Here is a 25,785-nt window from a genome sequence, read left to right on the forward strand (position 1 = left end):
CGTCCCTAGCGGATCAGGACGCGTCGACCAGCCCCTTCGGCTTGAAGTTGCCCTTGCCCTTGACGCCGTTGACGGCCTCCGTGTTCATCGCGAACTGGAGCGTCGCGTAAGCGACCGCGTCGGTGTTGACCTCCATCGCCTCGCGGCTGACGTTGTCGATGGTGTCGCACGCCGAGTGGTAGCACGGGTCGTAGGCCTCGCCCGCGACGCCGCCGTACAGCGCCGCCTCGTCGGCCGTCTTGATGCCCTCGGCACCGGTGAACAGGCCGCCCGCGGGGATGCCCACGTCGATGAAGCCCGCATAGTCCGAGCGCCCGGAGAACTCGGTGGCCTGGAACGGCATGCCGATCGACTCGTAGTACTCCTGGAAGGTCGCCTCGATGACGTCGGATCCCGGCGGGCCCTCGAGCCCGAAGTCCGAGCCGTCGCCGTCATAGATGCCGTACATGTAGTTCGGCGAGCCGACCATGTCGAAGTTGAGGTACAGCGCGATGTCCTCGATCTCCTCATCGGTGAGCGAGTAGGCGTACTCGTACGAGCCGATGAGCCCGGACTCCTCGGCGCCCCACCATGCGAAGCGCACCTTGTTCGTCGTCTTGACCTTGGCCAGGTTCTCCGCGACCTCGAGGATCGCGGCCGAGCCCGAGCCGTTGTCGTTGACGCCCGGCCCCTCGGGGACCGAGTCGAGGTGCGCTCCCGCCATCACCACGTTGCCGGGGTCGCCCCACTTCGACTCCGCGATGACGTTCGACGTCTCCCGGGTCTCGGTGAGCGCGTCGACGATGATCCGCAGCTCGGTGCCCGGGTTGTCGTACAGCTCCTCGCCGATCGAGTACGACGCGCCGACCACAGGGATCCCCACGCCGACGCCGCCGAGCGTGCCCAGGAAGTTGGACTCCCGTCCCGGCTGACCCTCGTTGAAGATGATCACGGCAGAGGCACCCGCCGCCTCGGCGTTCGCAGCCTTGAGGTAGAAGCTGCACGAGCCGCGCTGCACCACCGCGATGTTCCCCGCGGTGAAGCCCGCGAAGTCGGCGGACTCGCAGCCCGAGGTCGACGTGTTGGCGTCCGGCGCGGCGGGCACCATGACGTCGACGGTCTCCGCCGTCGCCGTGACGGTCCCCGAGCCCGAGTACTCCATCGTGGCGAAGCCGGGCTCCCCGAAGTACTCGTAGGTCGTCGGGTTCGGGCTGGTCTGCTCAAGCGTCGCCGGTGTGAGCTCCTCGAAGTAGTCGAACGTGAACGGCTCGATCGAGACGTCGTAGCCGGCGTCCTCCATGACGCCCGCCACGTACGCCACCGAGGCGTCGTAGCCCGGGGTGCTCGACGCGCGGGTGCCGCCGTTGGCATCCGCGATCGCCTGGAACGCCGCCAGGTGCGTGAAGGCTCCCTCGCCTGACACGCACTCCAGCAGCTTCTCGACGGTGTTGTTGACCCGGGTGTCGCACGACTTCGGGCCCGCAGACGCAGCAGGCGCGACCATGATGGTCGCGCCGCACGCCAGGAGCCCCAGTGTCGCCAGTCTCTTCCTGTGCATTTCCTCCCCTTTCGTCACCTCAGCCGTAAGTGCACCGTAGGCGCAACGCGGCGATCGTGCCCAGGGAACCTGACATTTCACACGAATCCTGCGTCTCTCACCGCATTCGCGACCGCTCGCTCCCCCGCAGCGCGCAGCCGTCCGCACGCGGCCCCTCACCCGGCGCATCGTCCCTGGCCTTGCTACGTTTCTTGCGGGAGGGAGGAGGGCCGATGGCGGGATCACCCGAGCGCGCGCCGGTCAAGCTGTCGCTGCTCACCATGACCACGATGGTGGTCGGCACCATGGTGGGCGCGGGCGTCTTCACCCTCCCCCAGCGCTTCGCCGCCGCGACCGGCGTGAGCGGCGCGCTCATCGCGTGGACCATCGCGGGAGCCGGCACGCTCACCCTCGCGCTGATGTTCCAGGCCCTCTCGAACCGCAAGCCGCACCTCGACGCGGGCATCTACGCGTACGCGAAGGCGGGCTTCGGCGAGTACCTCGGCTTCTTCTCCGCCTTCGGCTACTGGGCGACCACCTGCGTGGGCAACGTCGCCTTCTGGGTGCTCATCATGTCGACGCTCGGCGGGCTGTTCCCGGCGCTGGGCGAGGGCGACACCATCCTCGCGGTCGCGCTGTCGACCGCGGGGCTGTGGGGCTTCTACCTGCTGGTCCGCCAGGGCGTGAGGGAGGCGGCCGCGATCAACCGCATCGTCACCTTCGCGAAGCTGGTGCCCATCCTGGTCTTCATCGTGATCGCGCTCTTCTACGTCGATCCCCAGGTGTTCGCCGACAACATGTCCGGACAGGGCGGTGAGCCGCTGTTCGACCAGGTCAAGGCGACGATGCTCGTCATGGTCTTCGTCTTTCTCGGCGTCGAGGGCGCGAGCGTGTACTCGCGGCACGCCAAGCGGCGCGAGGACGTGGGCCGCGCGACGGTCCTCGGCTACCTGAGCGTGTTCGCGATCTTCGCCTCGGTCACGATGGTGTCCTACGGGATCATGCCGGTCGCCGAGATGGCGGAGCTGCGCCAGCCGTCGATGGCGGGCGTGCTCGAGGCTGCGGTCGGGGGCTGGGGCTCGGTCTTCGTCAGCGTGGGGCTCATCGTGTCGATCCTGGGCGCGTACCTCGCGTGGACGATGATCGCCGCGGAGCTGCTCTTCGTGGCCGCCAAGGACGGGGACATGCCGCGGTTCCTCGCCCGGCAGTCGAGCCGCGACGTGCCGGTCGCGGCCCTCCTCACCACCTCGTGGCTCACGCAGGGGGTGCTGCTGGTGGTCCTGGTCTCCGCCGACGCCGTCAACTTCATGGTCGACCTCACGAGCGCGCTGTCGCTCATCCCGTTCCTCTTCGCGGCCGGGTACCTGCTGAAGATCGCGGCCCTGCGCGACGGCTATGACGAGGCCCGGTCCCGACGGCGGGAGCTGGCGCTCGGGATCCTCACGACCGCGTACGTGGCGTTCCTGCTGTTCGCGGCCGGGCTGACGTTCGTGCTGGTGTCCGCGATCATCTACGCCCCCGCGTCGATCCTGTTCATCATGGTGAGGCGCGAGCAGGGTCGCCGATGGTTCAGCCCGCGCGAGAGCATCATCCTCGCGGTGTCGCTCGCGGCGGCCGCCGTGGGCGCGGTGGGCCTCGCCACGGGCTGGCTCAGCATCTAGCGGCGCGGCGCGTCCGGCCTGGCAGCAGCACGATGCGCGGTTAGGTTCGGGTCACCCGGATCGAAGGACGCGCCATGGAAACGACACCTCCCGGCTTCTTCAGCCGTCACCGCGACGAGCTGATCCTCCAGGCGATCGGCAGCCTGGTGCTCGGCATGATCGTGTCGCTCGCGCTCTACGTGGTCGACCAGATGCGCGAGGACGCCCGCAACGCCCGCGACGAGTCGCTCGGGAACTCGCTGTTCGTGCGGCAGGCGGTCATGGCCGACCGCGACATCCTCCCGTTCTCCGCGCTGTACCTGGCCGACGCGCAGCTGAGCGGGCTGGACCTGTCCGGCGCCGACCTCTCCGACGCCGTCCTCGCGGGCGCCGAGCTCAAGGAGACCGACCTGTCCGGCGCCGACCTGTCCGAGGCGGACCTCTCCGGCGCGGACCTCAGCGGAGCCGTGCTCACGGGCGCGGCGCTCGCGGAGGCGAACCTGTCGGACGCGGATCTCAGCGGCGCCGATCTCTCGGGCGCGGACCTCACCCAGGCGATCGCGGACGGCGCGACCTACGACGCCGGCGACCCTCCCCTGGGCGCCGACGCGCTTCTGACCTCGCTCGCGGTCGGCGACGAGGACGACGACTGACCCGCCCGGCTACACGGGCACCACGTCGATGCCGCCGTCGAGCGCCGGCTTGAGCCTCGGCGGGCGGTAGTCCGGGTTCTGGTCGAAGCGCTCCTTGGCCGTGGAGGCGACGGCCTGGTCCGGGCCGCGCGTGAGGGCGATCAGGCGATGCAGCGGCCGCCAGACCTTGAACACGCCCACCCGTCCCACGCCGAGCCCGCCGTCGACCGCCTTCCCCGGGAGCGCGCCCAGGCCTGTGTCGAGGCCCTGGCCTGCCGCCTTCGCACCGATCCATCGCAGCGCGATGTCGGAGAGGCCGCGATCCGGGTGCCCGCCGCCCACGTTGGAGTGGCCGCCGGCGAACCACACCTGCTCGGCGACCTGATCCGGCGCATCCTGCGGGATCTTCCACAGCGTGGGGGCGAAGGTCTTGCGCTGCTCGTCGATCGCGAGCGCGTGGAAGGCCGCCTTGACCGTCGAGGACAGGTCCGTGTCGTGGAAGCCCCACTTCTTGTTGAGGCGCCTGATCAACGGGTTGTCGAAGCCGGGGATGCCGAGCGATCCGACCGTGTCGAAGACGCCGATGAACCGGATCCCGAAGTCCGGGTGGGAGTGCTCCTTGCGGAACGCCACGGCCTTCTCGCCGTTGGGATGCGCCTCAGGCGCCGGGTCACGGTAGAGGGCGTACGCCTCGTCGATGAGCGCCTTCACCTGGTCCTCGTCACGACCTTCGGTCGTGATCACCCCGACGTTCCTGATGAAGCCCGCGAGGCTGCGCGCCGTGTAGGCCCCGCGGCTGTAGCCGAACAGGAACACGTCGTCGCCGTGCTCGTAGTGCTTCACCACGTGCGCGTAGCCGTCGCGCACGTTCTGGGACAGCCCCCACCCGAAGGCGCCCCCGGCCAGCCGGGTGACCATGGCGCCGACGACGCCGACCCCCTCGTCGTAGCCGACCTTCTGCTCGATCCCGTCGGCGGCGACGTCCGGGATGCTCTTCTTGAGCGTGGCGATGTTGGTCGCGTTCTTCTGGTCGGCCCTGCTCCACGTGCCGTCGCACAGCACCACGATGCGCTTCATCGCGCCCTCCCCCCTCGGAGCCCGCGGGGACGCGGCCTCACCCGACCATTCGACTCCCGCGCGCCGAGCGGTGTCAACCGCGCGGAACGGTCAACGCCCTGGTGCGGGCTGGTGCGCGGATGCGCGGCTCAGAACGGGAGCGCGAGGGTGTGCGCGGTGTGCTCGACCTTGGCCGCGAGGTAGCGGGCGTTCGCGTCGGTGAGGTGCACGTCGGTGGGGACGCGCTGCTCCACGGCGATGCCGAGCACCTCGAGCTGCGCCGCCTTGTCGGGGTTGTTGCTCAGCAGCCGGATGCGGTCGGCGCCGACGGCCGCGAGCATCTGCGCCGCCGGGGCGTAGTTACGCTCGTCCTCGCCGTGGCCGAGCGCGACGTTCGCCTCGTACGTGTCCAGCCCGGCGTCCTGGAGCGCATAGGCGTCGAGCTTCGCGTAGAGGCCGATGCCGCGGCCCTCCTGGCGCAGGTACAGCAGGAACCCGCCCGCCTCCTCGATCCGGGCCACGGCCTCCCGCAGCTGCGTCCCGCAGTCGCATCGCTCCGAGCCGAGCACGTCGCCGGTGAGGCACTCGGAGTGCGGGCGCACCAGGGGCGCCTCGCCTCCGGCCTCCGCGCGGGCGAGCGCGCCCTCCCAGTCCCCGAGCCCGAGCGCGAGGTGCTCCTTGCCGTCGACCAGGCCCTCGAAGGTCATGACGCGCGCCGTGGTCGCGTAGCCGTCGGCGAAGCGCAGCGGCACCGTCACGGCGGTGCGGACCGTCGCGACCGGCGGGTCGAGCGGCTCGGGCAGGACGGCATCGTCCGCGGCGGCACGGCGGCTGGGGCAGATCGTGGTCATGGCAGCCTCCTGAGGTCTCGCGCGCCCGGGCGCGGGCGCGTTGGGTGACGCAACAACCGCCGTGACGCGGTGATTCCCGGCGTCCGAGCGCCCCGGTGGTGCATGGGTGCACGGTTCAGCGGCAGAACGCGCACCCATGCAACACAGGGACGTGGGGACCCGATCGCGCGAGGGTCCGAACCGCGGGACCGTGCGGCCGGCTCGGGACGCACCGGCCCGGTTTGCGCGCCCGCCATGTAACCGCTTACATTGGGCGGCAATCGCCGCTTCGCCTCCCGCGCGCGGCCGCTACCGCATGACCGAGAGGACACCGTGGCCCACACCGTCGCCGCCGCCCCCGCCACCGCAGCCGCCCAGCGCACCGAGTGGTGGCGCTCCTCGGTGATCTATCAGATCTACCCGCGCTCGTTCGCCGACTCGAGCGGCTCGGGCGTGGGCGATCTGGGCGGCATCACCCAGCGCCTCGAGAGCCTTAAGGACCTCGGCGTCGACGCGATCTGGCTGTCCCCGTTCTACCGCTCCCCGCAGAAGGACGCCGGCTACGACGTCTCCGACTTCCGCGACGTGGACCCGCTGTTCGGCACGCTCGCCGACTTCGACGCGATGGTGGCGCGCGCACACGAGCTGGGCCTGCGCGTCATCGCGGACATCGTGCCCAACCACTCGAGCGACCAGCACGAGTGGTTCCAGGCCGCGCTGGCGGCGGGCCCGGGCTCGCAGGAGCGCGAGCGCTACATCTTCCGCGACGGCAAGGGCGAGCACGGCGAGCTGCCCCCGAACAACTGGGAGTCCGTCTTCGGCGGGCCGATGTGGACCCGCGTGACCGAGCCCGACGGTACGCCGGGCCAGTGGTACCTGCACATCTTCGACAGCTCGCAGCCCGACTTCAACTGGGAGCTCGAGGAGGTCCGCGCCGAGTTCGACGACATCCTGCGCTTCTGGCTCGACCGCGGCGTCGACGGCTTCCGCGTGGACGTCGCGCACGGCCTCATCAAGGCCGAGGGCCTTCCCGACTTCGTCCAGGACGACGACGAGGCGTCGATGGGCGGCGGTGCCGCGACCCAGTCGCCGTACTGGGCGCAGGACGGCGTCCACGAGGTGTGGCGCCGGTGGCGCACGGTGGTCGACGAGTACGAGGGCGAGCGCATCCTCGCGGCCGAGGCCTGGGTGTACCCGCTCGACTTCATGGCGAACTGGGTGCGTCCGGACGAGATGCACCAGACCTTCAACTTCGGCTACATGGAGGCGCACTGGGACGCCACCGAGCTGCGCGAGGTGGTCGACGACTCGATCGCGACCTTCGGCGCGGTGGGCGCGCCCAGCACCTGGGTGCTGTCCAACCACGACATGATCCGCCACGCGACCCGCCTCGCGCTGGGCAAGGACACTCCGCAGGGCCACGGAATCGGCCCGGCGAGCCCCGGCCTCCCCGACGTCGAGGAGGGCATCCGTCGCGCCCGCGCCGCCTCGCTCTTCATGCTGTCGCTGCCCGGCGGCGCGTACCTCTACCAGGGCGAGGAGCTCGGCCTGCCCGAGGCGATCGACATCCCTGACGACGCCCGTCAGGACCCGACGTGGTTCCGCACCGAGGGCGAGCGCTACGGCCGTGACGGCTGCCGCGTCCCGCTCCCCTGGGAGGCCGATGCGCCGGCCTTCGGATTCTCCCCCTCCGGCGACGCGTGGCTCCCCCAGCCCGCGGTGTACGGCACGCTCGCGCGCGACGCGCAGGCCGGCGTCGAGGGCTCGACGCTCGAGATGTACCGCGCCGCGCTGCGCCTGCGTCACGAGCACGGCCTTGGAACGGGCACCGGCACCGTCACGTGGGAGGAGGCGCCCGAGGGCGTGCTCATGCACCGCGTCGGCGACGTGCGCGTCATCGCGAACGTGAGCGGCGACCCGGTCCCCGTCGAGGACGACGTGCTCGTGTCCTCCGCGCCTCTCGTGGACGGCGCGCTCGAGGCCGATGCGACCGTGTGGGTGCGGGTGCGCGGGTAGGATTCCCGCAGGTACGGGCGACCCGGCACCGCGGCGACGCGGCCGGGAGCCGCGACGGAAGGGAGCCGAGGGTGGCGACGATCCAGGGGGTCGCCGAGCTGGCGGGCGTGTCGACCGCGACCGTCTCTCGGGCGCTCGCGGGGAAGTCGACCGTCTCGGCGGCTACCAGGCAGAAGGTCGAGGACGCCGCGCGCGAGCTCGGCTACGTCGCCTCGGCCACCGCATCGTCCCTCGCCTCCGGTCGCACCCGCAACGTCGGCTTCGTGCTGCCGGTGCTGGGCAGCTGGTACTACGGCAGCGTGCTCAAGGGCGCCAACCGCGCCCTCGCGGACGCCGGCTACGACATCACGCTCTACCACCTCGAAGACACGGACCGGCATCCCGAGCGCCGCAAGCGGCTCTTCGCGGAGTTCCTTCAGCGCAAGCGCGTCGACGCCTTCATCGCGGTCTCCGTCGAGCTCACCGACGCCGAGCTCGCGCGCATCCACGACCTGCGCAAGCCGATGGTCGGTGTCGGTGGCCCCCTCCCCGGCGTCACCACCCTCAGCCTCGACGACGTGGCGGTCGCCTCGCTCGCGACCTCCCACCTCACGTCGCTCGGCCACCGCCGCATCGGCTTCGTCGGCGGCGAGGAGGGCGACAACCTCGACTTCCAGCTCCCCCGCCACCGGCGCGAGGGCTACGAGGCGGCGCTCGCGGAGGCCGGCATCGAGCCCGACCCCCGCCTGCTCGCCGTCGCCGACTTCACCATCCAGGGCGGCTACGAGGCCACCAAGCAGCTCCTCGGCGACCCGCGCGCGCACCCCACCGCGATCTTCGCGATCTCCGACGAGACGGCGATCGGCGCGATCCTCGCGGCGCGCGACCTCGGGATCCGCGTGCCCGACGACCTCTCCGTCATCGGCATCGACGGGCACGAGCTGGGCGAGTTCTTCGAGCTCACCACGGTCGACCAGCACCCGGTCGAGCAGGGACGGCTCGCGGCGCAGGCGCTCCTCGCCGAGCTGCGTCCCGACAAGGCGGCCACCCCGATCGCCGTCGATCTCCCCTATGAGCTCAAGGTGCGACGCAGCACCGCGGTCCCGCCGGCGAGGCAGCGTGACTGACGTCGACGTGCTGGTGGTCGGGCCGACGAGCGAGAACCTCATCGTCACGCTCGACCGGCTGCCGCGACCCGAGCCGCACACCGTCTTCGCGGAGTCCTCGACCACGGTGCTCGGCGGTACCTCCGCCGGCAAGGCGCTCCACCTGGTGGACCGCGGCGTGGCCGCGCTCCTGCTCACCACGCAGGGGGACGATGCCACGGGCGAGGCGCTCCTGTCCTCGCTGCGCGCGTGCGGGGTCGACGTCCGCGCCGTCCGCACCGACGGCCCGAGCGAGCGCCATCTCAACCTCATGTCGGCCCGGGGCGAGCGGGTGTCGATCTACCTTCAGGCGGCCGGCGAGATCCCGGACGAGGAGCTCCGGCGCGCTCGGGCCACCGCGAGGGAGGCGCTCGGCCAGGCCCGCGCGGTGTTCCTCGACCTCGCCGACCTGTCGCGCTCGCTCATCCCCGAGGTCACCGCCCTCGCGCACGAGGTATGGGTCGACATCCACGACTACGACGGCGCCGAGGCCTTCCACCGGCCGTTCATCGAGGCGGCCGACGTGATCCTGATGAACGGCGACCGCATGGAGAACCCGTCGGTCTACCTCCGCGGGCTGGTCGAGGGCGGCAAGCGCCTCGGCGTGTGCACCCTGGGCGCGCGCGGCGCGATCGCGGTCGGCTCCGACGGCTCGTTCGCGCGGGTCGAGGCGCCGCGCGTCGACGTGGTGGACCCCAACGGCGCGGGCGACGCCTTCGCCGCCGGGGTCCTCTCCCACGCCCTGCGCGTCGGCGGGGCGGAGCGGCTCACGGGCGACGCCCTGTGGGAGGCGCTCGAGGCGGGCACCGCTCAGGCGACGCGCGCCATCACCAGCAGGCAGCTCTCGCCGCTGCTCGAGCACGCCCCTCCCCGGGGCTAGCGCTCCGCCGCAAGCGGGCGCGGGCGCGGGCGCGTCAGCAGCGCCACGGCGAGGAGCACGGCCGCGACCGCGAAGGCGATCAGCGCGAGCGTCCCGAGCCGGGAGGCCAGCGCATCGATCCCGTCCTCGGTGACGATCCGCAGCAACGCCTCCGCGGCATCGCCGTCGCTCCCGCCGGGCAGCAGGCGGAGGATCCCGTCGAGCCCCCACCATGTCAGCACCAGCCACAGCCCGCCGGCGATCGCGCCCACGGCGAGCCCCGCCTTCGCACCGAACCACCGCGTGCGGTGCGTGACCACGAAGCCGAGCACGATGCACGCGAGCCCCGCCCATAGCGCCCACCGCTGCGCGAGCTCGGCGTATCCGTAGCCCGTGCGGACGCGCTCGAAGGCCTCGGCGCCGAGCACCCGCACCGGGATGGGCTCGACCACCAGGTCGGGGACCTGCTCCCCCACCACGGGGATGGCGTCGATCTGTGCGTTGACGTAGCCCGAGACGTCGATCTCGAGACGCAGCGGCCCCGAGGGCCTGTCCTCCGCCGTGATCTCGTCGGACGCCTGCGCGTGGACGGCGTCGATCTGGTCGAGCACCGCCCCGCGGAACTCGTCGGCGCGCGCGGCGTCCGCGATGACGGCGCGCACCGCCGTGTCGAGCCCCCACCGCTCGGCGTCGAAGCCGGCCTCGGCCATCGCCTCGAGCGCGCTGTCGGATGCCGCGTCCGCGATGCCGTCGAGGACGGCGTCGCTCTCCAGGGCGCGCACGGCGATGCCGTGCACGGCCGTGCCGTCCTCGACCGTGGAGACGACCACGCCCGCGACCGCCCACGCCACGATGAGCATCGCGCCGAGCAGGATCAGGGCGGCCGAGGCGGCGGTCCGGAGACCGCTCACCGCGAGTCCTCGTCCCATCCGAAGAACAGGCGCTCGGTCACGGCGCGGGCCCTCCTCGAGTTGCGCGAGTACCTCTCGTCGAGCTCGGAGCCGGTGAGCGAGGTGCCCAGGATCTCCGCGAGCACGCCGAGCTCCTTGAGGTCCGGCGGCAGCACGTCGGTGTCGCGCGCGTTCCCGCGCAGGGCGAGCGCGCCGCGCAGGTCGGTCGCCAGCACCCACGCCGAGCGCAGCTGGTTGGCGTCGGGCCTGGCGATGAGGTCGAGCTCCGCGGCGGCGGCGAGCGCGTCGAGCGTGATCGTGGTGCGGATCTCGGGGTAACGATGGCCGTGGCGGAGCTGCGTGAGCTGGACCACCCACTCGACGTCGGACAGGCCACCCGGACCCAGCTTGAGGTGGCGGCGCGGGTCGATGCCCCGGGGCAGCCGCTCGGCCTCCATGCGCGCCTTGAGCAGGCGCATCTGCTTGAGGGCGTTGTCGGGCAGCCTCTCGGGGTAGCGCACCCCGTCGATCATCGCGACGAAGGCCTCCTTGAGCTCGGCGTCGCCCGCGCAGGGCCGCGCGCGCAGCAGCGCCTGCGCCTCCCACGGATCCGACCACCGCCCGTAGTAGTCGGTGCAGGAGGCGAGCGAGCGCGCCAGCGGGCCGTTGCGCCCCTCGGGCCGGAGGTCGGCATCGATCTCGAGCGGCGGCTGCGGGCCCACCTTCTGCAGCAGGGAGCGGAGCTCCTGGGCGAGCGCCACCGCGATCGCCTGGCCGTCCGGCGCGTCGCCGTCCCAGACGAACTGGACGTCGGCGTCGGAGGCGTAGCCCATCTCGAGGCCGCCGTAGCGCCCCATCGCGATGACCGCGAAGCGGATCGGGAGCCCGTCCTCGAGCCCGCGCGCCTCGGCGACCTTGTGGCGCGCGATCCGCAGCGCGCCCTCGATCAGCATGTCGGCGCTGTGCGACACGGCGAGCGCCGCCGCGGACGAGTTGATGAGCCCGAGCGTGTCCGCGGCGGCCACGCGCGACAGCTCGCGCCGTCGCAGCCCGCGCAGCGCCGTGATCGCCTGCTCCGGGTCGTTCGAGCGCCGCAGCACGGCGTCGGCCTCGCGCCACAGCCGCGCGTAGTCGCGCGGGACCAGGTCCTCGTCGCGGTCGAGCCAGGTGACGGCCTCGCCGCCCGACGCGAGCAGCGCGCGCGCCACGTAGCGCGACGTCGAGAGCAGACGGGCGAGCCTCTCCGCGGCGGTGCCGGAGTCGCGCAGCAGCTTGAGGTACCACTGCGTGCCGCGCAGCTGCTCCGAGAGCTGGCGGAAGGCCAGCAGCCCCGCGTCCGGGTCGGCGCCCTGCGCGAACCACCCGATGAGCGCCGGCATGAGCTGGCGTTGGATGGCGGTGGTGCGCGAGACGCCCTCGGTGAGCGCCTGGATGTGGCGGTACGCGCCCGCCGGATCGACGAAGCCCACGGCGGCGAGGCGGGCCTTGGCGGCCGCATCGTCCAGCCGTGCCTCGTCGGCGCTCAGCCGCGCGACCACGGGCAGGATGGGCCGGTAGAACATCTCGAGGTGCATGGCGCGCACGTCGCGGCGGATGTCCGTCCAGACCTCGTCCATGTACTCGACCGTCGCGAAGCCGCTCGCGCGGGCGAGGATCCTGCGCTCCTGGTCGTCCTCGGGCATGAGGTGGGTGCGGGTGAGCTTGCGCAGCTGGAGACGATGCTCCCAGACCCTGAGCTGACGGTACGAGCGGTCCATCGCGGCCGCCTGAGGGCGGCCGACGTAGCCGCCGGCCCGCAGGCGCGCGAGCGCGTCGAGCGTGCCTCGCACGCGCAGCGATTCGTCCGCGCGTCCGTGCACCAGCTGCAGCAGCTGGATGGTGAACTCGACGTCGCGCAGGCCGCCCGGGCCCAGCTTGATCTGCCGGTCGGCCTCCGCGGCGGGGACGTGCTGCTCGACGCGACGGCGCATCGCCTGCGCGGACTCGACGAAGCCCTCCCGCTCGACCGCCTTCCACACCATCGGCTGCAGCGTCTCGACGTAGCGTCGACCCACCTCGGGGTCGCCTGCCGCCGGCCTGGCCTTGAGCAGCGCCTGGAACTCCCACGTCTGGGCCCACCGCTCGTAGTAGGCCTGGTGGCTCGCGAGGTTGCGCACCAGGGGCCCGTCGCGGCCCTCGGGCCGCAGGTTGGGGTCGACCTCCCACAGCGCGGGCTCGACGCCCATGCCGCCGCACGCCTTCGCGGCCGCGACCGCGAGACGCGTCGCGATCTGGAGCGACCGGGCGTCCTCGACGCCCTCGGCCGGCTCGGCGACGTAGATGACGTCGACGTCCGAGACGTAGTTGAGCTCGCGCGCGCCGCACTTGCCCATCGCGATGATCGCGAGCCTCGTCGCGGCATGGTCGGGCTCGTCGTGCCGGGCGATCGCGAGGCCCGCGTCGAGCGCCGCGCCGGCCAGATCCGCGAGGGCCGCGCCCACGTCCGGCATGAGCGTGGGCGGCGAGTGCTCGAACAGGTCCGCGGCGGCGATGCGCAGGAGCGCGCGGCGGTACGCGATGCGCATCGCGGCGATCCCCTCGGCGCCGCCGAGCGTGGCGACCGGCGCCGGGTCCCGCGGGTTCGCCCCGACCGCCTCGAGCAGCGCGGCGCGGGTGTCGACGGCCGTGAAGGGCTCCCCCTCGGGCCATCGCTCGAAGTCCTCGAGGAACGCCGGATGACGGATGAGGAAGTCGCCCAGCGCGAGGGAGCCGCCCAGCAGCACGCCGAGCTGCGCGCCCGCCCGGGTGCGCGACATCCGCACCAGCGTGTCGAGGTGGCCCTGGTCCCGGGCGGCCTCGGCCAGGCGCAGGAGCTGCAGGAGCCCCGCGTCCGGATCGGCGAGATACGACACCGCGGTCGCGGGATCGTCGATCTCGATCCCCGTGATCTCGAGGATCTCGGCGACCAGCCGCTCGGCCCGGGCGGGCTCCGCCGCTCCCGCCCGCCTCAGCCTGGTGGTGAACGAGACCTCGCGTGCGCTCATGGCGCTCCTGTCACAGCACCGACAGGTACGTGTCGAGCTCGTACGGCGTGACCTGGGCGCGATACGCCTCCCACTCGGCCCGCTTGTTGCGCAGCACGAAGTCGAAGACCCGCTCCCCCAGCGTCTCGGCCACCAGCTCGGAGCGCTCCATCTCGGCGATCGCCTCCGCGAGCGACGTGGGCAGCGGCTCGTAACCGAGCGCGCGACGCTCGGCGTTGGAGAGCTCCCACACGTCGTCCTCGGCGCCCTCGGGCAGCTCGAGGCCGTCCTCGATGCCCTTGAGGCCCGCCGCGAGCAGCACCGAGAACGCGAGGTACGGGTTCGCGGCGGAGTCCATGGCCCGGTACTCGACCCGCGCGGACTGGCTCTTGCCGGGCTTGTGCACGGGTACGCGCACCAGCGCGGAACGGTTGTTCGAGCCCCAGCACACGTAGGACGGAGCCTCGGCGCCGCCCCAGAGTCGCTTGTACGAGTTGACGTACTGGTTGGTGATCGCGGTGATCTCAGGGGCGTACTTGAGCAGGCCCGCCATGAACTGGCGCGCGGTGACCGAGAGGCCCATCTCCGCGCCGGCCTCGTGGAACGCGTTGCGGTCCCCCTCGAACAGGCTCATGTGCGTGTGCATGCCGGAGCCCGGCGCCTCGAACAGCGGCTTGGGCATGAAGGAGGCGAACACGCCCTGCTCGAGCGCGACCTCCTTGATCACGGTGCGGAACGTCATGATGTTGTCGGCCGTGGTGAGCGCGTCGGCGTACCGCAGGTCGATCTCGTTCTGACCGGGCCCCGCCTCGTGGTGGCTGAACTCGACCGAGATGCCCATGTTCTCGAGCATCGTGATCGCCTCGCGGCGGAAGTTGTGCGCCGTGCCGCGCGGCACGTTGTCGAAGTAGCCTGCGCGGTCCACCGGGACCGGCTGCTGGCCGGTCTCGAACTGCTTGAACAGGTAGAACTCGATCTCGGGGTGCGTGTAGAAGCTGAAGCCCTGCTCGGACGCCTTGTCCAGCGTGCGCTTGAGCACCTGACGGGGGTCGGACAGCGCCGGCTCACCGTCGGGCGTGTAGATGTCACAGAACATGCGCGCGGCGCCCTGACGCTCGCCGCGCCACGGCAGGATCTGGTACGAGGCCGGGTCCGGCTTCGCGATCATGTCCGCCTCGTACACGCGCGTCAGGCCCTCGACGGCCGAGCCGTCGAAGCCGATCCCCTCGGCGAACGCGTTCTCGAGCTCCGCCGGCGCGATCGCGACCGACTTGAGGATGCCGAGCACGTCCGTGAACCAGAGCCTGATGAAGCGGATGTCGCGCTCCTCGACGCTGCGGAGCACATATTCCTGCTGCTTGTCCATGCCGCCTATCCTGCACCATCCATGTGACGATCGTGTGTCCCGTCGCCTCGTGCCGCGCGCCCTACGCTTGACCCATGTCCGACCTCCGCATCGCACTCGCCCAGATCAACACCTGCGTGGGCGACATCGCTGGTAACGCCGCGCTCATCCTCGACCGGTGCCGCGCCGCCCACGCTCTGGGCGCGCACGTGGTCGCGTTCCCGGAGATGACCACCACCGGGTACCCGATCGAGGACCTCGCGCTGCGCTCGAGCTTCCAGCGCGCCGCGGCGCGCGCGGTCGACGAGATCGCCGCCGCGCTCGACGCGGAGGCGCTCGGCGAGCTCACGGTGATGATCGGCACGCTGGGCGTCTCGCAGGCGGGGCGGCCCTTCAATCAGGCGGTCGTGATCCAGGGCGGCGCCGTGGTCGCGCGCTACAACAAGCACCACCTCCCCAACTACGGTGTCTTCGACGAGCGGCGCATCTTCGCCTCGGGCGAGGACCCCTGCGTGGTCTCCCCCGGCGGCTCGCCCGTGGGCATCGCGATCTGCGAGGACATCTGGCAGGACGGCGGCACCGTCGCGCAGCTGACGGGCCAGGGCCTGCGGCTGCTCGTGGTCCTCAACGGCTCCCCGTTCGAGGAGGGCAAGGGCCACACCCGCGTCGAGCTCGCGGCGCGCCGCGCCCGCGAGGTCGGGGCGCCGGTCGCCTACGTCAACCTGTGGGGCGGCCAGGACGACCTCGTCTTCGACGGCCACTCGTTCATCGTCTCCGCCTCGGGCGAGGTGGTCGCCTCCGCGCCCGGCTTCTCCGACGCGATGATCGTGTGGGACGTGCCCGCCGCGGGCACGCCGGCGCTCGTCTCGGGCATCGCGCCCGCCGAGGACCTCGACGAGCAGACCTACTGGGCGTGCGTCACCGGACTGCGCGACTACGTGGTGAAGAACGGCTTCCGCAGCGTCATCCTCGGGATGTCCGGCGGCATCGACTCGGCGCTCACCGCCGCGATCGCCGCCGACGCGATCGGCGGGGAGAACGTGGTCGGCGTGTCGATGCCGTCGGAGTTCTCCTCCGACCACTCGAAGGACGATGCGGCGGACCTCGCCAAGCGCATCGGCGCCGACTACCGCGTCGAGCCGATCGCCCGGCTGGTCGACGGGTTCCAGGACCAGCTCGCGCTCACCGGCGTCGCCGAGGAGAACCTCCAGGCGCGCGTGCGCGGCGTCATCCTCATGGGGCTGTCGAACCGCGAGGGGCACCTGGTGATCGCGCCGGGCAACAAGAGCGAGCTCGCCACCGGCTACGCGACGATTTATGACGCGGGCTCGATCGGCGGCTTCGCCCCGCTCAAGGACCTCGACAAGACCCGCGTGTGGGAGCTCGCCCGTTGGCGCAACGCCTACGCGGAGTCGCGCGGCGAGGTCGCGCCGATCCCCGAGAGCTCGATCACCAAGCCGCCGAGCGCCGAGCTCCGCCCCGGCCAGACCGACCAGGACTCGCTCCCCGACTACGCGCTGCTCGACGAGGTGCTCGACGCGTACGTCGAGCACGCCGAGGGCCGCGAGGAGCTGCTCGCGCGCGGCTTCGAGCCCGCGGTGGTGGACAAGGTGCTGTCCCTCGTGGACCGCGCCGAGTGGAAGCGCCGCCAGTACCCGCCGGGCGCCAAGGTGACGGCGCTCGCCTTCGGCCGCGACCGCCGCCTGCCGATCACCTCCCGCTGGCGCGAGCTCGAGGGCTGACCGGCGCGGTCCGCCCCGCCGATCCCGCCCGACCCCGCCGCCTCGCGAAATGGGGCGCCCAGCGTCGCTTTCCGGCCCTCGCAGCGCCCCATGGGGCGATTCGCACTGGCACTGCGCGCCGCATCGTGCCCGGTCACCGGCGCTTCGCACCCCGTGAGACAGTGGAGCCATGAGCCGCAAGAAGGTCCGGATCCACCACTTCAAGGAGATGAAGCAGCGGGGCGAGAAGATCGCCATGCTGACCGCCTACGACTTCCCCACCGCCCGCGCGTTCGACGCCGGCGGCGCGGACATCCTCCTGGTCGGCGACTCGCTCGGCGACAACATGCTCGGCATGGAGTCGACCGTGCCGCTCGAGCTCGACGAGATGATCCCGTTCGCGCGCGCCGTGGTGCGCGGCGCCGAGCACGCCTTCGTGGTCGCCGACCTCCCGTTCGGCGCGTACGAGGTCTCGCCCGAGCAGGCCGTCGAGTCCTCGATCCGCATGGTCAAGCTCTCGGGCGCCCACGCGATCAAGTTCGAGGGCGGGCGCCGCATCGCGCGCCAGGTCAAGGCCGTGACCGATGCCGGCATCCCGTTCTGCGGCCACCTCGGCTTCACGCCCCAGTCCGAGACGGCGCTGGGCGGCCGCCGCATCCAGGGTCGCGGCGAGCACGGCATCGAGGAGCTGGTGGCCGATGCCCTCGCGCTCCAGGAGGCCGGCGCCTTCGCGGTCGTGCTCGAGATGGTGATCGCGCCCGCGGCCAAGGCCGTGACCGAGGCCCTCGACATCCCCACCATCGGCATCGGCGCGGGCCCCGACACCGACGGCCAGGTGCTCGTGTGGCTCGACATGGCCGGCGTGGGCGACTGGCACCCGCGCTTCTCGAAGCAGTTCGGCGCGGTGGGCCAGGCGATGACCGATGCGGCCGCCGCGTACGTCGGCGAGGTCAAGGACGTCGCCTTCCCCGCCGCCGAGCACACGTTCGAGAGCTGAGCCGGTGGCGTCGATCGTCGTCACCGGCTCGGAGGGCAAGCTCGGGCGCCACGTGGTCGCACGCCTCGCCGCGGACGGCCACGCCGTCCACCGTCTCGACACGAAGCCGCTCCCGCCGGCGATGGACTACACCCGCATCGACCTCACGGACGCCGGCCAGGCGATGGACGCGATGTTCGGCGCCCAGGACCGCTACGACGGCGTCGACGCGGTGGTGCACCTCGCCGCGGTGCCCGCGCCCGGCCAGATGACCGACGTCGCGACCTTCCACCACAACATCGCCGCGACGTTCAACGTGTTCCAGGGCGCCCGTCGCGCCGGGATCCGGGACATCGTCTACGCGTCCTCCGAGACCGTGCTCGGCCTGCCCTTCGAGACTCCCCCGCCGTACATCCCCGTCGACGAGGACTACGACGCGCGCCCCGAGTCCCACTACTCGCTGGTGAAGCACCTCGAGGAGCAGATGGCGATCCAGCTGTGCCGCTGGGATCCCGACCTCAAGATCCTCGCGCTGCGCTTCTCCAACGTCATGGACGTCGAGGACTACGCCGCCTTCCCCGCCTTCGACGAGGACCCGAAGGCGCGCCGCTGGAACCTCTGGGGCTACATCGACGGGCGCGACGGGGCCGCCGCCGTCGCGGATGCGCTGGCGTACGAGCCGCGAGGCTTCGACCGCTTCGTCGTCGCCAACGCGGACACCGTGATGTCACGGTCCTCGGCGGACCTCGCGGAGGCCGAGTTCCCGGGCGTGCCCGTCACCAAGGAGCTCGGCGAGCACGAGACGATGCTGTCGATCGACAAGGCTCGCCGCCTGCTCGGCTACGAGCCGCAGCACTCCTGGCGCCACCACGTCTGACGCTCCGCGCGCGTCCTACGCCGGCATGGGCTGAAGCACCGGCGGTGTCCAGGTCCCGTCCACGATCTCGCGTCGCGGACGGTACAGGCGCAGCACGATGCCCCACTCCCCGGGCACGGGGATGTCGTTCGGCCCCTGCGGGATGCCGTGGACCAACCTCACGGTCACGGCGCCCGCGTCGTCGGGCGTCGCGGTGACGCTGTTGACCGTGTACCTCTCGTGGGGGTTGGGCTCAAAGAAGCCGTCGCCGTTGTAGACGGAGATGGACCAGAAGGCGTCGACGGGCACGTCGGCGAGCACGATCTCGTGGTCCACCGTCGGATCGTCCGGGGCCAGCGACACATACACCGCCTCGCTCGTGGGAAGCCCGCCCCAGCCCGACGCGGTGCCGATGAGATGGTGTATCGGGTCGACCTCGCCCGCTCTGCCGAACGCGCCCGTGTAGTCGCTCAGCCCTGCGGCGAGCGCGAGGAGCGCCGCGCGGGTCGCGTCGAGGCTCGCCGTGTCGTAGTCCGGGTAGGCGAACGGCTCGCCCCCGCCGCCCGACAGGGACACCTGGTCCTGAAGCGCTCCCACCGCGGCGACGTCCGCGGGGTCCGACGGGTCCACCAGGATCCGCAGCGCGACCAGGGCGTACCGGGTCCCCACCGTCGCCTCGTCGAGGACGTGCTCCCCCGCATCGTGCAGGATCACGGGGATGTGGTGGTCGTTGCTCACGATCATCGCGGACAGGTACCGACCGTCGGCGTCCGGCAGCGTGAGCGTGACCGGCCGCGCGAGGTCGACCACCCCGAAGCTGTAGAGAGTGTCGCGGTTCATGCGGATCACCGTCTGCTCATCGATGGGCGTGGGCGCGCGGTGATGCGCGAGAGCTCCCGGGCCGCCCGCGCTCCGCTGGATGTCCGCGAACATGCGATCGGTCTCGGCGCGCACGAACGTGTCGACGTTGACATGGATGCTCATGGCGAGCCTCCTCATGAAGGGCGGACCCTCCGACGCGGGGTCTACGACTCGTTCCGCCAACGGTCGTCGTCATCGTCCCAGGACTCGGTGCGGTGCTTCGCGATCTCCAGCGCCCCTGCCGCCTCCTCGGCCGTCGGGTACGGGCCCATGAGGTGCTCCCACGAGCTCTGACGGCCCTTCTCGACCATCTTCGTGCGCGTGTTGAAGAAGTACTCGACCGGGTGGTCGCTCTCGGGTGACATCGGCATCGCCTCCGTGAATAGACTGCCAGCCATGAGCCCTGTACGCGAGAAGGTCATCAAGGGCGTCGTCTCCCCGTGGCGTGAGGTACCCGCCGCGATCACCCGTCCCGAGTACGTCGGGAAGAAGCGGGCGACCGTCTGGGGCGGCGGCGACGTGCACGATGCCGAGACCATCGAGAAGATCCGCATCAGCGCGAGGATCGCCGCCCAGGCGCTCGCCGAGGTGGGACGCCATGTGGTCCCGGGCGTCACCACGGACGAGCTCGACCGCATCGGCCACGAGTTCTGCCTCGACCACGACGCCTATCCGTCGACGCTCGGCTACCCGGGCGCGGCCGGCCGGCCGGCCTTCCCCAAGGCGCTGTGCACCTCGGTCAACGAGGTGATCTGCCACGGCATCCCCGACTCGACCGTGATCGAGGAGGGCGACATCGTCAAGGTCGACATCACGGCCTTCAAGAACGGCGTCCACGGCGACAACTGCGGGTCCTTCATCGCGGGTGAGGGATCGCCCGAGGCGACCAAGCTCGTCGAGGTCACGCACGAGGCGATGATGCGCGGCATCAAGGCCGCGCAGCCGGGCCGGCAGGTCAACATCATCGGCCGGGTGATCGAGAAGTACGCCGCGCGCTTCGGCTACGAGTCCGTGCGCAGCTACACCGGCCACGGCGTGGGGCCGGCGTTCCACACCGGGCTGATCATCCCCCACTACGACGCGGCGCCCCATCACGACGACGTCATCGAGCCCGGCATGGTCTTCACCGTCGAGCCGATGCTCTGCATGGGATCCGAGGAGAACCACGAGTGGGACGACGGCTGGACCGTGGTCACCGACGACGGCTCGTGGGTCGCGCAGTTCGAGCACACCATCGTCATCACGGAGAACGGACCGGAGGTTCTGACGCTGCCATGAGCAAGAACATCGCGATCGGAGTCGACATCGGGGGCACCGGCATCAAGGCTGCGCCCGTCAACCTCAAGACCGGGGAGTTCACCGACGACCGGTACCGGATCCCGACCCCGCAGCCCTCGACCCCGGACGCGATCGCGCGCACGGTGGCGAAGGTGATCGCCAAGTTCAACCCCTCGAAGAAGGTGCCGATCGGCGTCGCCTTCCCCGGGGTCGTGCAGCACGGGATCGTGAAGACGGCGGCGAACGTCGACGACAGCTGGATCGGCACCGACCTGCGGGCGATCATCCGCGACTACGCCGGCCACGACGTCCACGTCCTCAACGACGCCGATGCGGCGGGCTACGGCGAGTACAAGTTCGGCGCGGCCCACGGGCGCAACGGCTCGATCCTCATGACCACGCTCGGCACGGGCATCGGCACCGCGATGATCGTCGACGGCACGCTGGTTCCCAACCTCGAGCTGGGTCACATCATCGTGGACGGGCACGATGCGGAGGACCGCGCCGCGGAGTCCGCACGCGACCGCTACGGCTACGACTGGGACCAGTGGATCGCGGAGCTGCAGAAGTACTACTCCGAGATGGAGCGGCTGCTGTGGCCCGACCTCATCATCGTGGGCGGCGGCATCTCCAAGTCGCATCACATGTTCCTGCCGAAGCTCCGGCTGCGCGCACCCATCGTCCCCGCGGAGCTGCTCAACGGCGCCGGCATCGTCGGTGCCGCGGCGGCGGCGGCCGCGGAGGCCAAGCGGGAGCGCGAGGAGGCCAAGCTCGCCGAGAAGGCGGCCAAGAAGGCGGCGGCGAAGGCGCAGGCCTCCTCCTGACGTACGGAGGCAGGGCCTAGGCTCCGGGCCATGGCCTTCCACGACGCTCCCGCTCTCGCGCATCCGCTCGCTCGCCTCGAGCCGCTGTCCGCGGACCACGCGCCGGAGCTCGCGGAGGCCGTCGGCGATCTCCATGCGCTCTGGTACACCGCGATCCCCACGCCGGACGGCATGGCCGCGGAGATCGAGGCGCGGCTGGCCCGGCAGGAGGCCGGCACGGTCGCGCCGTGGGCGGTGATCGACCCCCGGACCGGCCGCGCGGTCGGCATGACCACCTACCTCAACCTCGACACCGCCCATCGGCGCGTCGAGATCGGCAGCACGTGGATCGGCCGCGAGGCCCAGGGCACGGGGCTCAACCCCGCGATGAAGCTGCTGCTGCTGGAACGCGCCTTCGAGGAGCTCGGCTGCATCGCCGTCGAGCTGCGCACGCACTGGCACAACCACCAGTCCCGCGCGGCGATCGCCCGGCTCGGCGCGCATCAGGACGGCGTGCTCCGCCAGCACCAGGTGTGGCGCGACGGGACGCTGCGCGACACGGTGGTGTTCTCGATCCTCGACCGCGAGTGGCCCGCGGTGCGGGCCGGGCTCGAGGCGCGGATCGCGCCCCGCCTCTGAATCGGCGGCGCCGGTCAGCCGGCGTCGTCCGCGAGCAGCCGGTAGAGGTCGCGGCGCGCCGCGGCGAGGATCTCGACCGCGCGGTCCCCGGTCGCCTCGTCGGCCTGCCGGCTCACGTGGATCGCCGCGTCGCGCAGCGCGCCCATCTCCCGCCGCAGCGCGATGTCGCGCCGCTCGCGGTCGTCGACCTCGAAGAGCGCGTCGAGCTGAGCGGCGTTGTCCTCGGTCCACGCGGCGCCCGCCTCGGTGAGCGCCGCCGTCTTGCGACCCTCGACCACGTCGATGGCCACGAGGCCCTCGTCCTCGAGCGCCTGGAGCGTCGGGTAGATCGAGCCGGGGCTCGGCACCCACGCGCCCCCGCTGCGCTCCTCGATCGCGCGGATGAGGTCGTAGCCGTGGCGCGGCTGCTCGGCGAGCAGCAGCAGGATCGCGGCGCGGACATCGCCGCGCGGGCGGCCGCCGTGGCGTCCACGACCGCGACCGTGGCCGCCGTGCCTCCCTCCGCCGGGTCCGTGAGCACCCGGGTCGGGCCCGTCGTGCGCACCGGGGCCGAAGCCGCCCCGACGTCCCATCGACCGGTCCCCGCGCTCCTCGGAGGCGTCCGCCCAGTGCGGGCCGAGCCCGCGCATGCCGCGCGGGCCGTGATGCTGATGCGAACCCTTCATGAGCCGCTCCCTTCGTTCGTGTCGATTGCGTCTCTGTCACGATATATCGCGATAGCGACGGGTGCAAGCGGTCCGGGTCCGAAGCCGACGTCCGCACGCCCGGACGGCGCACCGACGCGCGGCGCGGTCAGCCGCCCCCGCGTAGCCTGGAGAACGATCATGAGCGCGCCCCACCTGGCCGAGTCGGCGACACCGCTGATCGTCCGCACCGCGGACGACCACACCTTCACCGCGCTCCTGCGCGACCGCGTCGCGGAGGCGCCCGAGCACCTCTTCGGCGAGTACAAGGACGAGTCCGGGGCGTGGGTCCCGGTCACCCTCGCCGCCTTCCAGGAGGACGTGTCCGCGGCCGCCAAGGGCCTCATCGCGATGGGCATCGCACCCGCGCAGACCGTGGGGCTCCAGGCCAACACCCGTTACGAGTGGGCCGTGCTCGACTTCGCGATCCAGGCCGCCGGCGCCATCACGGTGCCCGTGTATCCGAGCTCGTCGGCGCATCAGGTGCAATGGATGGTCGACGATGCCGGGCTCGCCATGCTCGTCGTCGAGACCGAGGCGATGGCCGAGGTCGCCCGCGCCCTCGAGGGCACGCACCGCCTCCTCGTGATCGACGGCGACGAGGAGCCGGCTCTCGACGTCCTCGCCGAGGCGGGCGCGATCATCGACGACGCCACCCTCGCCGCCGCCACCGCCGACGTCCGCGCGGACGACGTCGCGACCATCGTCTACACCTCCGGCACCACGGGCCGGCCCAAGGGCGTCGCCCTCCCCCACCGCGCCTTCGTCGAGCACGCGATCAACGGCGCCTCGCATCCCGACCTCGGGACGCTCGCGCAGAACGATGCACGGGTCCTGCTGTTCCTTCCGCTCGCGCATGTGCTGGCGCGCCACGTCGAGGTCCTCGCGCTCGCGTGCGGCGCGGTGCTCGGCTTCGCGCCGTCGCACAAGACCCTCGCCTCGGACCTCCGGACGTTCAGGCCCACGTGGCTCATGACCGTCCCCCGCGTGCTTGAGACGTTCTACAACGTGATCGACGAGCGCACCGGCGGAGGCGTCAAGCAGAAGCTGTTCCGGTGGAGCGCCTTCGTGTCGCGCAAGGTCGACGAGGCGCGCGTGCGCCGGGGTCGGCACGGCATCGTCCTGCGTGCCCAGATGGCCCTCGCGAACGCCCTGGTGCTCCACAAGGTCCGCGACGCGCTCGGCGGCAACCTCCGCCACATCGTCTGCGGCGGCGCGCGCCTGGTCCCCCGCGTCTCGCACTTCTACGGCGGGCTGGGGATCGCGGTGATGGAGGGCTACGGCACCACCGAGATCGCGGGCCCGATGACCATCAACCCGCCGTCGGACGTACGCGTCGGCACGGTGGGCATCCCGTACCCGGGCGGCACCGTGCGCATCGCCGAGGACGGCGAGGTGCTCGCCAAGGGTCCGAACGTGTTCTCGGGCTACTGGAGGAACCCCGAGGCGACCGCCGAGGTCATGACCGACGGCTGGTACCGCACGGGCGATCTCGGCTCGATCGACGCGGACGGCTACCTCTCCATCACCGGCCGGAAGAAGGAGATCCTGGTGACGGCGGGCGGCAAGAACGTCCAGCCCGCGAGCCTCGAGGACGCGATCCGCCCGTACGCGCTCATCCAGGAGGTCGTGGTGGTCGGCGACGGCAAGCCCTTCATCGGCGCGCTGCTGTCGATCGACGAGGCGATGCTCCCCGGCTGGCTCAAGTCCAAGGGCCTGCCGCTGATGTCAGCCGTCGAGGCCGCGAAGGACTCGACCGTCCGCGAGCACATCCAGCACATCGTCGACCAGGCGAACACCCTGGTCTCGCGCGCCGAGGCGATCCGCGAATGGCGCGTCCTGCCGCGCGAGCTGTCCGAGCGGTACGAGGAGATGTCGGCCTCGCTCAAGGTGCGCCGGAAGCAGGTCGAGGAGCACTTCGCCGACGTGATCGACGGGATCTACGCGAAGGCGTGAGCGCCGGCGGGCGGTGCGGCCGGGTCAGCGCTCGCAGACCGTCCCGTCACCGTCACCGTCGCGGTACCAGCCGTACTCCTCGTCCCGGCCCTGGACGTAAGGCCCGTAGCCCGCGTCGACCGCCTTGGCGCACGAGGAGAAGCGCGGGTCGGTGGACGATGCCGGCGCGTCCTCGGACTTCTTCGCGGCCGGCTCGTCAGCCTCGTCCTCCGGCTCCGGCGGGTCGCCGACGCCCGCGGCGAGCACGGGCTGGTCCCCGAAGTCCGGGAGCGGCTCGTCCGGGCAGGTGTCGAGGACGACGAGCATCGCGGCGCGCTCCGCCTTGGTGACCCAGAGCTCGTACTTGGCCTTGACGGCGATCTGGCGTGCCACGTAGTCGCACTGGAACGCCTCGTCCGGCGGGAGGTACTCGGAGGCGTCGTCGTCGCCCTTCGAGCGGTTCTCCCCCGCGTCGACGGGCTCGAGGTTGAGCGGGTCGTTGGCGATCGCGACGCGCTTGGCGTACTCCCAGCTCCCCGCCCCGGTCTGCCATGCCGCGGACAGCGCGACCAGGTGGTCGATGTCGATCTCGCTCGCGCCGCCGCGCTCGAAGCGGATCTCGGTCCCGGTGAACGGGTCGTCGAGGACGCCCTCCAGCACGGTGCAGGAGCCGTCCTTCACCACCGCGGTGAGGCGCAGCGCGAGCATGTCGTTGCGGGTGTCGCAGCCGTTGTCGTCGACGTCGAACCACGCCGGGCCGAACTGCTCGCGCGAGTAGCCGTCCGACGACGCGACGCGCTTGACCGCGAGGTCGAGCAGCGCCGCGCGGGCGGTGCCGTCCCCGGCATCGTCCGCGGTCGCGGTCGCGCTGGGGCTCGCGTCGACCGTCGGGCTCGCGGACGCCTCGGGCGACGCCGATGCGTCCGCCGTCGCAAGCGCGGTGGCCGACTCGGTCGGCACGCCCGGCACCGTGCTCGTCTCGGTCGGCGCTCCGCAGGCCGCGAGGGCCAGCACCCCGATCCCGAGGAGCGCGGCGAGGGACGGACGGACTGCGGACAACGGCGGCTCCTTCGGCGAAAACGAACGCTCCACACTACCGCCGCGCCCGGGGCCGCATGGAGCC

The 25,785-nt window shown here is 71.8% G+C and carries 22 protein-coding genes; 12 read left to right on the forward strand and 10 right to left on the reverse strand.

Annotated features, from left to right (window positions below; genetic code table 11):
• Window positions 1-13: 13 nt before the first annotated feature.
• Complete coding sequence (locus tag TR42_RS01925; RefSeq protein ID WP_074789088.1) at window positions 14-1,537, reverse strand: M28 family metallopeptidase; 1,524 nt, start codon at window positions 1,535-1,537, stop codon at window positions 14-16.
• A 212-nt stretch (window positions 1,538-1,749) separates the two neighbouring features.
• Here TR42_RS01925 and TR42_RS01930 point away from each other — a divergent pair, with 212 nt between their 5' ends.
• Together TR42_RS01930 and TR42_RS13995 are read left to right on the forward strand one after the other, a co-directional pair.
• Window positions 1,750-3,177, forward strand: coding sequence for a basic amino acid/polyamine antiporter (locus tag TR42_RS01930; RefSeq protein ID WP_042212562.1), 1,428 nt, complete (start codon window positions 1,750-1,752; stop codon window positions 3,175-3,177).
• A gap of 74 nt (window positions 3,178-3,251) precedes the next feature.
• Window positions 3,252-3,809, forward strand: a complete 558-nt coding sequence (locus tag TR42_RS13995) for a pentapeptide repeat-containing protein (RefSeq protein ID WP_052405504.1) — start codon at window positions 3,252-3,254, stop codon at window positions 3,807-3,809.
• Window positions 3,810-3,818: 9 nt separating this feature from the next.
• Here the strand turns inward: TR42_RS13995 and TR42_RS01940 are convergent, their stop codons facing one another.
• Together TR42_RS01940 and TR42_RS01945 are read right to left on the reverse strand one after the other, a co-directional pair.
• A complete protein-coding gene (locus tag TR42_RS01940; RefSeq protein ID WP_042212563.1) occupies window positions 3,819-4,865 on the reverse strand; it encodes a T6SS phospholipase effector Tle1-like catalytic domain-containing protein in 1,047 nt (348 codons plus the stop codon).
• Between the two features lie 128 nt (window positions 4,866-4,993).
• Window positions 4,994-5,695: a GTP cyclohydrolase II gene (locus TR42_RS01945; protein ID WP_081953115.1), complete on the reverse strand. Its 702-nt coding sequence runs from the start codon at window positions 5,693-5,695 to the stop codon at window positions 4,994-4,996.
• Window positions 5,696-6,007: 312 nt separating this feature from the next.
• On the opposite strand from TR42_RS01945, the gene TR42_RS01950 reads away from it, so the two are divergent.
• The 3 genes from TR42_RS01950 to TR42_RS01960 all read left to right on the forward strand — a co-directional run bounded on the left by TR42_RS01950 (window position 6,008) and on the right by TR42_RS01960 (window position 9,694).
• Window positions 6,008-7,690: a glycoside hydrolase family 13 protein gene (locus TR42_RS01950; protein ID WP_042212565.1), complete on the forward strand. Its 1,683-nt coding sequence runs from the start codon at window positions 6,008-6,010 to the stop codon at window positions 7,688-7,690.
• Between the two features lie 71 nt (window positions 7,691-7,761).
• Window positions 7,762-8,796 carry a LacI family DNA-binding transcriptional regulator gene (locus TR42_RS01955; protein WP_042212567.1) on the forward strand — a complete coding sequence of 345 codons (1,035 nt, stop codon included), beginning with the start codon at window positions 7,762-7,764 and terminating at the stop codon, window positions 8,794-8,796.
• Entirely contained in the window at window positions 8,789-9,694 is a 906-nt protein-coding gene (locus TR42_RS01960; protein ID WP_042212569.1) for a carbohydrate kinase family protein, read from the forward strand. The genes TR42_RS01955 and TR42_RS01960 overlap by 8 nt, the downstream gene beginning before the upstream one ends.
• Here TR42_RS01960 and TR42_RS01965 read toward each other — a convergent pair.
• From TR42_RS01965 to glnA, 3 genes are read right to left on the reverse strand one after another with little or no spacing between them, the layout of a single operon-like run.
• Window positions 9,691-10,584, reverse strand: coding sequence for a hypothetical protein (locus tag TR42_RS01965; protein ID WP_161786607.1), 894 nt, complete (start codon window positions 10,582-10,584; stop codon window positions 9,691-9,693). The genes TR42_RS01960 and TR42_RS01965 overlap by 4 nt on opposite strands.
• Window positions 10,581-13,586, reverse strand: a complete 3,006-nt coding sequence (locus TR42_RS01970; RefSeq protein ID WP_042212572.1) for a bifunctional [glutamine synthetase] adenylyltransferase/[glutamine synthetase]-adenylyl-L-tyrosine phosphorylase — start codon at window positions 13,584-13,586, stop codon at window positions 10,581-10,583. The genes TR42_RS01965 and TR42_RS01970 overlap by 4 nt, the downstream gene beginning before the upstream one ends.
• Window positions 13,587-13,596: 10 nt before the next feature.
• Entirely contained in the window at window positions 13,597-14,931 is a 1,335-nt protein-coding gene (gene glnA, locus TR42_RS01975; protein WP_042212574.1) for a type I glutamate--ammonia ligase, read from the reverse strand.
• A 74-nt stretch (window positions 14,932-15,005) separates the two neighbouring features.
• On the opposite strand from glnA, the gene TR42_RS01980 reads away from it, so the two are divergent.
• The 3 genes from TR42_RS01980 (at window position 15,006) to TR42_RS01990 (ending at window position 18,484) form a co-directional block, all read left to right on the forward strand.
• A complete protein-coding gene (locus tag TR42_RS01980) occupies window positions 15,006-16,652 on the forward strand; it encodes an NAD+ synthase (RefSeq protein ID WP_042212575.1) in 1,647 nt (548 codons plus the stop codon).
• A 169-nt stretch (window positions 16,653-16,821) separates the two neighbouring features.
• A complete protein-coding gene (panB, locus tag TR42_RS01985) occupies window positions 16,822-17,628 on the forward strand; it encodes a 3-methyl-2-oxobutanoate hydroxymethyltransferase (RefSeq protein WP_042212577.1) in 807 nt (268 codons plus the stop codon).
• A gap of 4 nt (window positions 17,629-17,632) precedes the next feature.
• Window positions 17,633-18,484 (forward strand): NAD-dependent epimerase/dehydratase family protein, encoded by an 852-nt coding sequence (locus TR42_RS01990; RefSeq protein ID WP_236623297.1) that lies wholly within the window; start codon window positions 17,633-17,635, stop codon window positions 18,482-18,484.
• Window positions 18,485-18,499: 15 nt separating this feature from the next.
• Here the strand turns inward: TR42_RS01990 and TR42_RS01995 are convergent, their stop codons facing one another.
• Complete coding sequence (locus TR42_RS01995) at window positions 18,500-19,447, reverse strand: DUF1254 domain-containing protein (protein WP_042212579.1); 948 nt, start codon at window positions 19,445-19,447, stop codon at window positions 18,500-18,502.
• Window positions 19,448-19,488: 41 nt separating this feature from the next.
• On the reverse strand, window positions 19,489-19,689 hold the full coding sequence (locus tag TR42_RS02000; protein ID WP_042212581.1) for a hypothetical protein: 201 nt from the start codon (window positions 19,687-19,689) through the stop codon (window positions 19,489-19,491).
• A gap of 31 nt (window positions 19,690-19,720) precedes the next feature.
• On the opposite strand from TR42_RS02000, the gene map reads away from it, so the two are divergent.
• Genes map through TR42_RS02015 form a run of 3 tightly spaced genes read left to right on the forward strand, consistent with a single transcriptional unit; the run spans window position 19,721 to window position 22,044 of the window.
• On the forward strand, window positions 19,721-20,602 hold the full coding sequence (map, locus tag TR42_RS02005; RefSeq protein ID WP_042212583.1) for a type I methionyl aminopeptidase: 882 nt from the start codon (window positions 19,721-19,723) through the stop codon (window positions 20,600-20,602).
• Window positions 20,599-21,426 (forward strand): polyphosphate--glucose phosphotransferase, encoded by an 828-nt coding sequence (gene ppgK, locus TR42_RS02010; protein ID WP_042212584.1) that lies wholly within the window; start codon window positions 20,599-20,601, stop codon window positions 21,424-21,426. The genes map and ppgK overlap by 4 nt, the downstream gene beginning before the upstream one ends.
• 30 nt (window positions 21,427-21,456) lie before the next feature.
• Window positions 21,457-22,044: a GNAT family N-acetyltransferase gene (locus TR42_RS02015; protein WP_042212586.1), complete on the forward strand. Its 588-nt coding sequence runs from the start codon at window positions 21,457-21,459 to the stop codon at window positions 22,042-22,044.
• Between the two features lie 14 nt (window positions 22,045-22,058).
• Here the strand turns inward: TR42_RS02015 and TR42_RS02020 are convergent, their stop codons facing one another.
• On the reverse strand, window positions 22,059-22,709 hold the full coding sequence (locus tag TR42_RS02020; protein ID WP_042212587.1) for a PadR family transcriptional regulator: 651 nt from the start codon (window positions 22,707-22,709) through the stop codon (window positions 22,059-22,061).
• A gap of 159 nt (window positions 22,710-22,868) precedes the next feature.
• Between TR42_RS02020 and TR42_RS02025 the strand changes: the two genes are divergently transcribed.
• Entirely contained in the window at window positions 22,869-24,683 is a 1,815-nt protein-coding gene (locus TR42_RS02025) for an AMP-dependent synthetase/ligase (protein WP_081953119.1), read from the forward strand.
• A 24-nt stretch (window positions 24,684-24,707) separates the two neighbouring features.
• Here the strand turns inward: TR42_RS02025 and TR42_RS02030 are convergent, their stop codons facing one another.
• Window positions 24,708-25,721, reverse strand: a complete 1,014-nt coding sequence (locus tag TR42_RS02030) for a GmrSD restriction endonuclease domain-containing protein (protein WP_042212589.1) — start codon at window positions 25,719-25,721, stop codon at window positions 24,708-24,710.
• Between the last annotated feature and the right edge of the window lie 64 nt (window positions 25,722-25,785).

It is taken from the genome of Demequina mangrovi (genome assembly GCF_000759715.1).
Classification (GTDB): Bacteria; Actinomycetota; Actinomycetes; order Actinomycetales; family Demequinaceae; genus Demequina; species Demequina mangrovi.